At 54.7% G+C, this 12,792-nt stretch carries 9 protein-coding genes; 4 read left to right on the top strand and 5 right to left on the bottom strand.

Translation table 11 applies throughout. From position 1 onward, the window contains the following. Nucleotides 1–161: 161 nt before the first annotated feature. The 3 genes from P3C52_RS02160 to P3C52_RS02150 form a co-directional block, all read right to left on the bottom strand. Nucleotides 162–956, bottom strand: coding sequence for an SIR2 family protein (locus P3C52_RS02160; RefSeq protein ID WP_275553588.1), 795 nt, complete (start codon nt 954–956; stop codon nt 162–164). After that, nucleotides 953–1,513 carry a non-canonical purine NTP pyrophosphatase gene (locus P3C52_RS02155; protein WP_275553587.1) on the bottom strand — a complete coding sequence of 187 codons (561 nt, stop codon included), beginning with the start codon at nt 1,511–1,513 and terminating at the stop codon, nt 953–955. The genes P3C52_RS02160 and P3C52_RS02155 overlap by 4 nt, the downstream gene beginning before the upstream one ends. 151 nt (nt 1,514–1,664) lie before the next feature. After that, nucleotides 1,665–5,465 (bottom strand): NAD(P)-binding protein, encoded by a 3,801-nt coding sequence (locus tag P3C52_RS02150; protein WP_275553767.1) that lies wholly within the window; start codon nt 5,463–5,465, stop codon nt 1,665–1,667. Nucleotides 5,466–6,264: 799 nt separating this feature from the next. Here P3C52_RS02150 and P3C52_RS02145 point away from each other — a divergent pair. The 4 genes from P3C52_RS02145 to P3C52_RS02130 all read left to right on the top strand — a co-directional run bounded on the left by P3C52_RS02145 (nt 6,265) and on the right by P3C52_RS02130 (nt 10,054). Continuing rightward, nucleotides 6,265–6,474, top strand: a complete 210-nt coding sequence (locus P3C52_RS02145; RefSeq protein ID WP_275553586.1) for a YdgH/BhsA/McbA-like domain containing protein — start codon at nt 6,265–6,267, stop codon at nt 6,472–6,474. Nucleotides 6,475–6,548: 74 nt separating this feature from the next. Next, nucleotides 6,549–7,274: a pirin family protein gene (locus P3C52_RS02140; protein ID WP_275553585.1), complete on the top strand. Its 726-nt coding sequence runs from the start codon at nt 6,549–6,551 to the stop codon at nt 7,272–7,274. A gap of 566 nt (nt 7,275–7,840) precedes the next feature. After that, nucleotides 7,841–8,875 (top strand): cell division protein ZapE, encoded by a 1,035-nt coding sequence (gene zapE / locus P3C52_RS02135; protein WP_275553584.1) that lies wholly within the window; start codon nt 7,841–7,843, stop codon nt 8,873–8,875. Between the two features lie 321 nt (nt 8,876–9,196). Continuing rightward, nucleotides 9,197–10,054 (top strand): glucose 1-dehydrogenase, encoded by an 858-nt coding sequence (locus P3C52_RS02130; RefSeq protein WP_275553583.1) that lies wholly within the window; start codon nt 9,197–9,199, stop codon nt 10,052–10,054. Nucleotides 10,055–10,139: 85 nt separating this feature from the next. Here the strand turns inward: P3C52_RS02130 and P3C52_RS02125 are convergent, their stop codons facing one another. After that, on the bottom strand, nt 10,140–10,961 hold the full coding sequence (locus P3C52_RS02125) for a Cof-type HAD-IIB family hydrolase (protein WP_275553582.1): 822 nt from the start codon (nt 10,959–10,961) through the stop codon (nt 10,140–10,142). Nucleotides 10,962–11,135: 174 nt separating this feature from the next. Next, complete coding sequence (sad, locus tag P3C52_RS02120; protein ID WP_275553581.1) at nt 11,136–12,524, bottom strand: succinate-semialdehyde dehydrogenase; 1,389 nt, start codon at nt 12,522–12,524, stop codon at nt 11,136–11,138. Between the last annotated feature and the right edge of the window lie 268 nt (nt 12,525–12,792).

The raw sequence follows: 12,792 nt of genomic DNA, 5'->3' as shown, positions 1-12,792 counted from the left end.
GAAAGCCTGCCTTTTTTATTTTTATCAACAAGGGAATATTACGCGCGCGTCAGGCAAATTCACGTGAAAGCAAAAAAGCTAAAGCAGAAAGCCTGCCTGAAAGCAGGCTAATTCGCCGTCCAGAAAAGTCGGGCATTCTTTGTATAATCTGACGGCCCGTCTCAGGCGATCAGCTCGGCGAGGAAATCGCCCAGCGCCTTACGCGGATCGTCCTCCTCCGACACAATCATCTCAATGCCCCACTGGCCCAGCACCTCTTTCGCCACCGGATTGTTGCGGTTGGTGAACAGGTAGGAGGTCGGGCGCGCCGTAGCCAGGCCGGTGCGTCCCCACATTTTGGTCAGACGATAAAACAGCAGACGAATATTAAAATCGCTGATGCTGTAGCCGACAAACAGCACCGAATTGCCCATCACGTCATGCGTCAGCTTAATGTCCAGTGGGGAGTCGAAATAGAGACGTTCAAAGTAGCTGCTCTCGTCCAGCACAATCGAGGTATCGTCATCGAAGTCGCCGTGCAACTTGATGATATGACGCCGGTTTTCGCTGAGCGATACCAGATCGGCGGCGTTCGCCACTTTGTAATAGGGCACCTTATGCGCATCATGTGCCATCTCCAGCCAGCGATCGTAGTTGGTGGTATAGATGCGTGAAAAGTGGCCCTGGGTGATCATGGTATGAATTTCGGAGGAGCGCACATCGATGTCGGGGCGGTGCCATTCGCGATCCATCCAGCTGCGCAACGGCCCCAGCGATCCCTTTCGCTGCTTGTAATATTCCGCCAGCGACAGATGGGTGCCGTAAGTATTAAAGATTTTTGGATCGTAACCCAGCTCCTGCGCCAGGTGCGCAATCAGCTCATGCCACTCCGGCAGGCCCAGATTGCGCGACACGCCCGCTCCGGCAAACAGTATCAGCTTTCCGGCATCGTAGGCGCGTTTCAGTTCCGGCTTCATGGCAGGCTCCTTGCGGTTTTCAAAAAAGCGGCAAAACGATCCAGCGCCAGTCGTCGCATAGAGATTTCATTTTTTAGCTCGCCCATTTCGGCGAAGGTTTGCGTATGGCCTTCCGGCACAAAAATACAATCCCATAAAAACTCGCGCGGGCCAGCGGGCTGGGTGATGATTTTGCCGCGTACCTCACCGGAAAACTGATACATCTTACGCCCGTCACAGTAGCCCAGCACCGTTTTCGCCGTGGCGCTCTGGCTGTCCAGCGCCTGTACCAGCGCCGTAAAGCGATCGGCATTCAGCCGCTGCCAGAAAATGCGCGTCAGGCCAGCGGGCAGGCCGTTCAGCCCATCCAGGTAGAGGCCGGTATGCTCAACGAACAGCGGCCGTCCGATTAGCGAAAAGGCTTTGGTCAGCTTGTCGCGCACCAGCTCTACTTCATTTTCCGTCTGTATCTCTTCAATGCGACAGCTGACGGGAATAACCTTTACGCCAACCGGCTCAAGGATTTTACGCACCTCGTCCAGCTTCTGCTCACTGCTGGAAAGAAACCGTATTTTCATTGCTTCACCGTATTATTTCTGCCGGTATGGTTATGATTATGGGCGCGGAAAGGCGCCGACCGGTGTCAACCAGTGTAGACCAGATGGGATGGCGAGGCAGCAGAGAAAAGCGTGAAGAGGGCATCGGGCGCAGCGCCCGATGCCGGACAGGTTAGTAATGGGTTTCCTGGGTTTTCAGCGAGCCCGCCCGCGCTTTCACAAACTCCGCCGCGCGTTTGCCGGCAAGGAAAGCGTGGTCAGAGTTGTAATATTCCCATTCGCTGTAGCGCCCCGACAGCAAAATATCCTGCTGGAGCAGCCAGTCGCGGATCAGCGCAATGCTCGCTTTGCGCGCATGATCGTAAACCACGTAGGCGTAAGGAATATCGACCTGGTTGGCGGTCAGGATCTTATCGTCGGCGTTGATCATGCCTACGGCGATACACTCCTGAATGCAGCGTTCGGTCAGCGCATCGCCATCTACCGGCAACGGTTTATCCGGTGAGTAGCTGATTTCAAAGGTCAGGCCGCAGCCGCCCGGCGGATTACAGAACGGGCTGGCGTTGCCCTGTACGAAAATGCGGTGAAACAGCGTGTCGCCCGGATAGTAAATCCAGTGCTTCTCGGTGAGATCGGCGCGTCCGACGCCGATATTGACGCAGCGAATAGAAACATGACGCAGTTTGGCCGCCGCCTCATGAATTTCTGGCGGCGCCTCGTCGCCAATCATCGCAATCAGCTGCGGCAGCGGCATGGTGCTGACTAACTGATCGTAACGATAGCGGCGTCCGTCGGTCAGCACCGCAATATGCTGTTCAGGATGCAGCTCGGCCAGTGCGCTGTTGGTTTGCAGGTCGCACTTCAGATGCGGCAGGAAGCCGTGCATCAGCGCCTGAAAACCGCCTTTCAGCGGATAGCCGAAGCGGGCGTTCGGGCCCATTGGTTTCTCCAGCGGCGCCAGCGCGCCTTCCACAATCTGCGCCAGATCCGGTAGCGGTACGCGTCCGCCGAGCCAGGAGGTTTCCATCTCGGTTAGCGGTAACGTCCAGAGCTTTTTGTTGTAGGGCAGGGCGAAATGTTTAGCGATGCCCCGGCCCCAGGTGCGGAAAATAAACTGCTCGAAATTCTCTGTCTGGTCCGGCGTTTCCTGCGCGGCGTAAACGGGGCCGTCCGGCACCGCGCCGTCGGCGCAGCAGTCGCGGCGCTGGGCGATCGGCAAACTGTCGTTGGAAGCCGCGTTTGCATCGCTGATGCCGTAACGCGCTTCAATGGCACCCAAAATGCACTCTTTAATCACGTCGGCAGGCAAGCCATACAGCGATCCCTGGAACGGATAGCGGGTATAGACGCCCTCGTTATAAACCCAGGCCTCGCGCATCTGCCAGTGCAGGTTATCGCCCAGCAGCATCTCATACATTTTCAGCACGTAGGGATCCTGCGAAAACATAATGTGTCCGGCGTAATCGAAGGTAAAACCCTTATCGTTGATGGAGCGGCACCAGCCGCCCGCCGATGCGTTTTTCTCCAGCACCAGCGCCCCTTCGCCGTAGTGATAGCCGGCGCTCAGGCCGGTCGGCCCCGCGCCGATAATCAGGCAGGGAACTTCGGCGTGCTGATCCGTGGCCGGTTTCAGGCGGCGGGTAATTTGCTGAACCTCATCGGCGATCACCGGCGGTACGGCATCAGCCTGCGGCGCGCGTTCGGCGGCGGCGCCTTTTTTCATCAGGGCGTACATCTGCTCCGCCGCCGCATCCCAGGATGTCGCGGCGACAACCGCCTGCATGCGCTGCGCCATCAGTTCGCGTTCCGCCGTGTTCATCGCCAGCGCCCGCTCGCAGGCGTGAACAAACTCTTCCGGGCTCCAGGCTATATTCACCAGTTCAGCATAGTGGCGCGCCACATCGGTAATGGCGGTGCTGACGACGGGCAGCTGCGCCGCCATATACTCCAGCACTTTGGTCGGGCTGATAAACTGCGTTGAGGCGTTGAGCGCAAAAGGCATCAGGCAGACATCCCAGCCCGCGAGGAACTGCGGCAGCGCCGCATAAGGCTGCTGACCCATCCAGTGAATATTGGCGCGCTGCGGCAGCGTGGCGGGATCGATTTTGACCACCGGACCGACCATCATAATTTGCCATTCCGGGTGCGCATCGGCCAGGGCCGCGACTAGATTAAGATCAAGACGCTCATCAATAACGCCATAGTAACCAAGACGCGGACCGGTCAGCGCCTGCTGCTGCGGATGATTATTGCTACGGTCCAGCGCCTGTTCAAAATGGACGGCGTCCACGCTGCTGGGGAAACAGTAAATGGCGTGATGCTTGTTCTTTTTCGCTTCATACAGGCTGGAGCCGCCGGTAAAGACCAGGTCGGCGCGCGTCATCAGCGCCGATTCACGCTGCTTAAGCTGGCGCGGCGCCTGATTAAAGGCGGAAAGCTCATCCATGCAGTCATAAATTACCAGGGACGGCGTAAACGGCGTCAGCAATGGCAGCGCCATCGGCGTATAGAACCAGACGATCGGCTGCGCCTGTTCATCCACCAGTTCCGCCAACAGCAGCTGAAGCGTGGCAATCTGCTCGTCATGAAAGCCGGGCGCTGAGACCGGCGTATGCGGCTGAATAACGGTCACATTTGGCGCGGGATGTGAATAGTGGAGCGTGGGCGCGCCGGGATCGTAGATTGGCTCTTCAATAAACAGCACGCGATAATGCTGCGCCAGGCGCGACAGCAAATGCTGCGGACGCTGAAAAACAAAACCCCAGCGCAAATGGCTAAATACGATCAATGTTTTCTGCTGCATAACATTCTCCTTATTCTCCGCTGTCGGAGCGATAAACGACTGAAAGTTTTGTAATGCCTGTTGTGCCTGGCGCAGCGCCGTGGCGTAAGGAACGTTGATTAAGCGACGAAAAGGATCGGGGCCGTCGAGATCGAGATCCCAGAGTCCGCTGTGCGGCCAGGCCATCAGGTTTTCCCAGCGCGGCCGGTCAATAATCGGATAGAGGCAGACGCCGCAAAGCTCAACGCCTTCAAGCTGCGCCTGAGCGATATGGCCGGTAACGTCGGTGAGCCAGGCGCCACGGCCGCTGCCGACATGGCTGGTTTCCGACAGCAGCATGGGGCGCTGATAGCGCTGTTGAAGCTCTGCCAGCATGGTATGCAGCGGTTTACGGCGGCGATCCCCTAAATGCCAGTGCAGCCGCGCCATGGTGGGAAATTCCCATTGGTTATCGTGGTAGTAATTCGCGCCGATAATATCGAGGTAGCGCGGCGCGCCGCCTAACTCCGGCGCCAGCCTGCCGCTGAGCATGTCCCAGGCCTGAAATTGCGCATTGCCGACCGCCTGCGCCGTCTGCTGCGCTTCCGGCGTATCTTCAGCAGCAACCAGGTGAATAATGGGATCGCAGTGCAGAATGCGCGCCCGGCTGTCCGCCTGCCAGATCGCATCGCAGGCGGCGAGCGTCGCCTTTACCAGCTGACGTTTACAGGCGTCGGCGGGATCGTGTTCCGGCAGGTTTTCGCAGGGAAACAGCCCAACGGCGATGCCCCAGCTGAGAAAGGAGATTTCATTAATCGGTGAATAGATCGGCTGGCTGGAATAAGGTGCCAGAAAGCGGGCGACCGCCGCACAGAAGGCAGCAAAGCGCGGAATAAAGTCCTCAGAAAAGAGCGTGAGATCTTCGGGCCAGCCGTAGTGACAAATCGTCCAGCAAATTTGAATATCCTGTTCCTGCGCCGCCTCCAGGCGTGCGATGAGGGAGGAGAAATCATATTCTCCGTTGCGCTCGGTCAGGCGCCAGCCGATGCTTTCCCGCACCGTAGCAATATTAAATTTTTTCAGGGCGGCGTAATCTTCTTTTACTCGCGTGAGATGCGCGTTGGTTTCGTTCATTGCCAGCCGTTCGCCGTGCGGATTGATATGATCCGCACCTTCGTAGCCTGCCTGCCAAAATGAGGAAAAAGGATTCATCATTATTTCTCCTGCAGCACTGCCAATTAAAAAACAGCCATGGCAATCGCATTCGCTAAATTCAGGAAAAAAGAAAACAGGAACAGCAGCCGCTGCTCAGGTTTCAGCAGGTCATTCAATAAAAAGAATGACCAATGGGTAAGACATGCTGTTGTAAGTAAGAATAAAAACGGAGGAGCCTGGTTAGCGTGTTAAACCGGAATAGTTAAAGGCGGTTACGCTTGTTTATATTTGTTTTATTAAATCATTGCGTGGGGGAATGATGAATTAAAGTATAGGTAACCTTCTCCGTTGCGCAAGATGTGCGGGTATGCACGGATTAACTTAGGAATTTCCTTATTTTCCTGTTACTAAAATGGTTAATTTTATTTGTATATTTGGCGTGGTAAGCGATACGGTGACAGTGCCGGAAAGAGAATGAATAAAAGACGAAAAGAAAAATTAACCTGCTGAATAGATATGCCTTATAAAAATATCTGCCGTTTTATTCCAGCAAATGTTGGCTATGCGTTTTTTTTCTGTCGGCATTAATTTATGTTGGCCGGTAATGTGTATGAAAAATTTAAAATTCGTTTTGCGGCAAAAAGGTGCCCCTAAAAAGCCTGCGCCGAAAAAGCGTTACGTAGCCAGACGCAGTAAGTGCAGCGGTAAAAACGCGCAGAGCCATTTATTTTTTGTTCAAATTTTATGAAAGAAAACAGCAAAACCTTCCGCTTTTTATTGCGACAGTATCCGCCTATTCTCTATCGCATCGAGGCGGAATGCCTCACTTAATTAAAAATAACTGAGGCTTACCATCATGAAATCAATCAAAACTTTTGCTGCAATAATCGCACTTTCTACGCTTTCCTTCGGCAGCTTTGCCGCCACCATTACCGCAACGGCGTTAACGCTGGATGGCGCAGAAGCAAAAATCGCCGCTCAGGCACAGGCGCAGGGCGCAACCTACAAAATTACCGAAGCCAACTTTAATAATGGCGTGCATATGACCGCCGAGCTGGTGAAATAACCGCGCACCACGATAAAAGAGCGCCTTCAGGCGCTTTTTTTTAGTCAGCCGTCCAGTTATGTGGGGAAGAAGTAATGAATATCATGCGTTCCAGCCCGACACAGTTATTTGAATATGGCCCTTTTACTATTCGTCGTATGCGCCCTGGCGACATCGATCCTACCGCGCAGCAAAGTGCGTTTGGACCGCTGGCTATCATCGATCATATGCAGATTGAGAGCGGCGCGCATATTGCCATGCACCAGCATGTGAATGATGAAATCCTGCATTATGTCTGGCGTGGTTCAATGATGCATGAAAATGAGCAGGGCGAAAGAACGCCAGTTTCCGCCAAAAATGTCATGTTAATTAATGCCGGACGAGGCGTGCGGCATGAAGAGTCAACGCCAGTCATTAACGCGGAAACGCTGCAGATTTTTATTCGTCCTGATGAAGCGGACAAAGAAGGACTCGTGCAGTTTATGGCGCGGCCTGAAGGGATCAGCACAGGAGTGTGGACGCTGCTGGCTGGTCCGGAGCAAGAAGCGCCGCTGGTGCTGCGGCAAAATATACGGGTTTATGATATTCAGCTGGCAGCACAAACCACAACCGAGGCGCCTTTCCAGGCTGGCATGGCGCAGTGGCTTTACGTCGCGGAAGGGGAAGTGGAAATCGGCGGCGAACGGCTGCAAAAGGGCGATGCGGTAAGCGATACGCAGCCTTTGCCTGCGATCAGTGCCAGCCGTGACGCTATTTTAATCTGCTTCATGGTCGATTTAACGGCGCAGGCGACGCTGGCGGGGCAGATTAGCGGGCAATAAGCGCGGCCGTCGCGGCTGGCAATGGAATGTCGGCGCTGTGTTGGCGAGCCTAATTCATCGCCGCTGCGGGGCGTGCAGGTGAGAATATTATTACCGGTCACTTCTTTCGACCAGTTTTCAAAATCAATTCGTCCACGGGAAAGGGGAAGTGAAGAGAGCGTTCTGTCCGTCATACGTTGTTCCTTAACGTTACATAAAAAGAGCAAATACCATTCCGATTAACTGTATATATACACAGCATTTGTTGTAAAAACTTTTCCCGGCCTGTCAACGCAACGTTTTAACGGTTGAATGAATGTCTCGGACTTAATATTTTGATATATAAGTTAAAAATTTGGAATGGTCTTATCTTTAACGTTCTGGCAAATTCTGTTTTCTTATTCACATCGCCCGTTCGAATGTTTTCGCGTTGGGATAATTAATGTGCTGGCGCTCATGGTCGCCGTGGCGGCAAGATGTCATCCTGTCCGGTCGACAGGGATCGCGCAGGCAGCACGGCTTGTTGCTGATATTACGCGTAGCCCTGGTTATGATGTCCGGCCGATAAAACTCACCAGGACAGCGAGATGACTGAAGCATTACGGCAGGATAGCGTTCTTTTCCAGCACGCCATGGCACAGCTGGCGCAGAAGAAAGGTATCACGCTGGATCACCATCAACAGCGGCTTATCACCCGTCTGGAGGCGGTTTCCGCGCCGTGGCTTACCTCTTCCGGTCAGAAAAAAACGTATTGCGGGCTTTATATCTGGGGTGAACCGGGGCGCGGTAAATCCTTTATTGCCGATGCGTTTTTCCACTGGGCGCCGCTGGCAAAGAAAAAACGGGTGCATTTTCACGCCTTTTTTCGCGAGCTGCATCAGCTTATTGCGCGTGGCGGCAGCGTTAATCAGGCTATCCTGACCGCCATCGGTGATTGTCAGCTGCTCTGTTTTGATGAGTTCCACCTGCACGATATTGGCGATGCGATGCTGATCAAACCGCTGCTGGAGCTACTGTTTCAGCGCGGTGTTCTGCTGATCGCGACCTCCAACCATCCGCCGGAAGACCTGCTGGCGAATCCCCTTTACCATCAGCGTTTTGTTTCCTCTATCGCGCTTATCCGACAGCAAATGGAGGTGATTGCGCTGGCGGGTGAGAAGGATTACCGCACGCTCAGTCATGAAGAACATGGACCGTTCAGCACCGGCGGGCTGCTGTTGAACGGCGACCAGGCGCTGCGGCAACGGCTGGGTTTGCCGCAGTCTGCGCCAGCGCCGCTGGCGCTACAGGTCGGCTACCGCACGCTTCAGACGCTGTCGCCAGCGCAGGATTTTTTGCATTTCTCTTTCAGTGCGCTGTGCGAAGCGCCGACGGCGGTAATGGATTATTTGCAGCTCTGCGATCGTTATCCGCAATGGCTGATTGAAGAGGTTCCTGAGCTGGCCCGCGTATCGCCCGCCGTTCAGCAGCGCTTTATTAACGTGATTGACGTGCTGTACGATCGTCAGTGTCGGCTGTTTCTGACCGCGCACAGCCCGCTGCCGAGGTTAACACGCGGCGTTGAACTGGAGGATATTCAGCGTACCTTCAGCCGTCTGAGTTTATTGCCGGTTTATCAATAAGCGCGTGGATTAATATTAATAACGCAACAGAGAAAAGCCTGCGGAAATAGTTATTTCCGGGCTTTTAAATTACGCCATTTATTTATTTTTTTAGCCAAACCATTGCGCGAAAATAACATCCATTAAACCTGATAAAACAGGGCCACAGGCTGCTGGAACAGGGCAGGCGGCGTTACCGCTGCGCTTGCAAAATGAGTCAGTCAACTATACTGAAACGGTATTCGATTATTCAGTCAATGCCGTTTATCCACTGTCTTGACTGAATAATAAGATAGTCATGATGGCCAGGCGGCCATTCACCTGAAAGGAGACCGTTTTATTATGACCAGTCGACCACAACCACCGCAGCCAGAACAGCAACAGGACGTGCCGGGAACCATTTTTGATATGCAGCCCGCGCCGGATCATGGGGAAACCAGCTACAAAGGTTCAGGCCGTCTGGCAGGCAAAAAAGCGATTATTACCGGCGGCGATTCCGGTATCGGTCGCGCCGTGGCGATCGCCTATGCACGTGAAGGTGCCGATGTGCTGATCTCCTATCTGGATGAACATGAGGATGCTAAAGATACCGCGCGCCTGATTGAGGAAGCGGGGCAGAAAGCCGTTCTGGTGCCGGGTGATATTAGCGAGGCGGAACACTGCCGTCATATTATTCAGCAGGCGGTCAGCAATTTCGGCCAGATCGATATTCTGGTGAATAATGCTGCGTTTCAAATGACCCGCGAGTCGCTGGATGAAATCAGTGACGAAGAGTTTGATCGCACCATGAAAACCAATATTTATGGCATGTTTTATCTGTGCAAAGCGGCGGTTCCCCATATGCCCGCCGGATCGGCGATTATCAGCACCGCCTCCATTAATGCCGACCAGCCGAAACCTAAGTTGCTGGCGTATTCAGCGACCAAGGCGGCGATCGTTAACTTTTCCGGCGGCCTGGCCGCGCTGCTGGCGGAAAAAGGGATTCGTTCGAACGTTGTCGCGCCCGGCCCAATCTGGACGCCGCTGATCCCATCGACCATGCCTGCGGAACAGGTAAAAAATCTGGGCAGCGAAGTACCGCTTCAGCGCGTCGGACAACCGGCAGAGCTGGCGCCAGCTTATGTGATGCTTGCCAGCGACGAGGCCAGCTATATTTCAGGCTCCACCGTCGCCGTGACCGGCGGCGTGGCCGTGATTTAAGCAGGACGTTATATTGCCTGATCTCAGCCGCGTAGTGGAACAGGCAAAGCGACGGCAGCGCAGGCTGCCGTCGAAGGAGAAGCGTTTAGCCGAAGGGATATTCTTTTGATAGCAGGCGGGCAATGACGTTCAGCGCGCCTTCGTCATCATTATTCTCGGTGCGATAGCGCGCCGCTGCCGATACCGCTTCCGTGGCGTTGGCCATTGCAAAGCTGTAGCCCGCCTGGCGCAGCATCTCAATATCATTACCGCTATCGCCGATGGCGACCACTTCACAATCATCAATGCCCCAGCGCTGCTGTAGCAAGCCGACGCCGTGCGCCTTATGCAGGCCGGGAATAATTAAATCGACAAAGCCGAAGCCGCTAGAGACCGGCTGCACGATATTACCGGCCGCGTTAAGCGCTTTGGTCAGCCGCTCAATCAGCGGCATAACACCTTCATGCGGCAGGTTAAGGGAAAATTTAAAAATGGTATCGTCGATATGATTAAGGTCGTCATGTTTTTCCAGACGACGGTAATGGTTTGACAGCAGCGCCACCACTTCGTCCGACATCGATGGCGGGATATAAGCGCTGCGTTTGCCGCAGACCACGGTGCTAATTTCCGGCTCTTCCGCCAGAATCGACAGCACCCGCCGCACGTTTTCCGCGCTGAGTTCGCCGCAGAATACTTCTTCATTACGGTCACTGATATAAGCGCCATTTTCCGCAACAAACGCGATCTCATCGGCGATGTCGGGAAAATAACTTTGCAGTTGATAATACTGATTGCCGCTGGCCACAACAAAACGAATGCCGCGTTCTTTTAGCTGGGCATACTGACGCAAAAAGCGCGCCTTATTATAACTTTTGCCGGAATCCAGAAAGGTTCCGTCCATATCCACCGCAACCAATTTTACCGCCACCGCGTTCTCCTTCAGATAAAGATCGATTCCCCGCCAGCCAGTGCGTAGTCGGCGGGGCAAGACGTAAGGTTAACAGGGATAACGGCGCTTGCCAGTCATCTGAAATAAATAAAGCCGGTGATTTCACCGGCTTTCAGAATATCCCGACTCCGCTACAGCGGGCGCGAAAAGCAATTAACGGCGGTTGCGCCAGACGGTCTGCACGTTACAGAATTCATGCAGGCCAAAGTGCGACAGCTCGCGGCCAAAGCCGCTCTTTTTCACGCCGCCGAAGGCAACGCGCGCATCGCTGGCGCTGTAGCCGTTGATAAAGACGCCGCCGCACTCCAGGCGGGCCGCCATATCGGCCGCCAGCGCGTCATCGGCGGTATAAATGGTCGCCATCAGACCAAATTCGCTGTCGTTAGCCAGCGTCAGCGCGTGTTCGGCGTTATCGGCCACGGTAATGGTCGCTACCGGCCCGAACATCTCCTGACGGAAAGCCGTCATCGCAGGCGTGACGTTACTCAGGACGGTGGGCAGATAGTAGTTGCCTGCGCCCGCCTGCTTTTCGCCGCCGGCCAGCAGCGTGGCGCCTTCCGCCAGCGTTGCCGTTACCTGCTGATGCAGCTCATCACGCAAATCGTAACGCGCCATTGGACCGATATAGTTCTCCTCCACGCGCGGATCGCCCATCTTCAGCTGACGCACCGCGGCGACAAATTTCTCGCTGAAGGCATCGGCAATGTCACGCTCGATAATAAAGCGCTTCGCGGCGGCGCAAACCTGTCCGGTATTCTGGTAGCGTCCGGCGACGGCGGCCTGCACCGCCGCATCCAGATCGGCATCCTTTAACACAATAAAGGGATCGGAACCGCCCAGCTCCAGCACGCATTTTTTCAGCGCTGCGCCTGCCTGAGCGCCAATGGCCGATCCGGCGCGCACGCTGCCGGTAACCGTGACCGCCGCAATACGCGCATCGTTAATCGCCTGGCTGACGCCAGCATTATCGGCATTAATAACGCTGAACAGATGGGCAGGCAAACCGGCATCGCGAAACAGCGCTTCTGTCAGCATCGCGCAGCCCATCACGTTTGGCGCATGCTTCAGCAGATAGCTGTTGCCCGCCAGCAAAATCGGCACCGCGCCGCGCAGCACCTGCCACAGCGGGAAATTCCACGGCATAACCGCCAGCACCGGCCCAAGCGGGCGATACTCAATGACGGCCTGATTGTTCTCCACCTGCGTTGGTTCGGTTGCCAGCATCGCCGGACCATGCTCGGCATACCAGTCGCAAAGGCTGGCGGATTTTTCCACTTCGCCGCGCGCCTGAAGAATGGGTTTGCCCATTTCGGCGGTGATCATCTGCGCCATCTCTTCGCTGCGCGCCCGAATCGCCGCAGCCAGAGCGCGTAGCTTTTCTGCCCGCAGCTTGAGCGGCTGCTGACGCCAGGCGAGGAAAGCCTGATGGTTGGCGGCAATAGCCGCATCGATCTGTTGATCGTTAATGTAAGGCTGAGCGGAGAGGATTTCACCGCTGGCCGGATTGCGCGAGATCGCATGTGTTTCTGGTGAAAATGACATAACCGCTCCTCAGATAAGCAGATGATTGCTGATGCGCTTACCTTAACCGCCGGGGATATTGATGAAAACTGAATAATACTAAGCGAGTTGCTGTTGAAAAAAGAAAGGAGCTACAGAAAGCAAGCGGCGCAGAGACGAGTACGGATTTAACCGGTTGAAGCACAGACGAATTAAATACAGAGGTAACCGCTGCAACTAAAGACTGCTACCTGACAGAAAGCCCTTTTTGCTGAATCGATCCAGATTTTTTAACTACAGTAAATAAGCT

It is taken from the genome of Mixta sp. Marseille-Q2659 (assembly GCF_940807255.1).
Lineage (GTDB): Bacteria > Pseudomonadota > Gammaproteobacteria > Enterobacterales > Enterobacteriaceae > Mixta.
Note: the sequence above shows the minus strand (reverse complement) of the source record. Positions and strands in the feature narration are given on the sequence as shown.

Excerpts from the sequence above, each read along its gene's own strand:
- sad (WP_275553581.1), bottom strand. The coding sequence starts at position 12,524 with ATGTCATTTTCACCAGAAACACATGCGATCTCGCGCAATCCGGCCAGC.
- P3C52_RS02160 (WP_275553588.1), bottom strand. The coding sequence starts at position 956 with ATGAAGCCGGAACTGAAACGCGCCTACGATGCCGGAAAGCTGATACTG.
- P3C52_RS02140 (WP_275553585.1), top strand. The coding sequence starts at position 6,549 with ATGAATATCATGCGTTCCAGCCCGACACAGTTATTTGAATATGGCCCT.
- P3C52_RS02145 (WP_275553586.1), top strand. The coding sequence starts at position 6,265 with ATGAAATCAATCAAAACTTTTGCTGCAATAATCGCACTTTCTACGCTT.
- P3C52_RS02150 (WP_275553767.1), bottom strand. The coding sequence starts at position 5,465 with ATGAATCCTTTTTCCTCATTTTGGCAGGCAGGCTACGAAGGTGCGGAT.
- zapE (WP_275553584.1), top strand. The coding sequence starts at position 7,841 with ATGACTGAAGCATTACGGCAGGATAGCGTTCTTTTCCAGCACGCCATG.
- P3C52_RS02155 (WP_275553587.1), bottom strand. The coding sequence starts at position 1,513 with ATGAAAATACGGTTTCTTTCCAGCAGTGAGCAGAAGCTGGACGAGGTG.
- P3C52_RS02130 (WP_275553583.1), top strand. The coding sequence starts at position 9,197 with ATGACCAGTCGACCACAACCACCGCAGCCAGAACAGCAACAGGACGTG.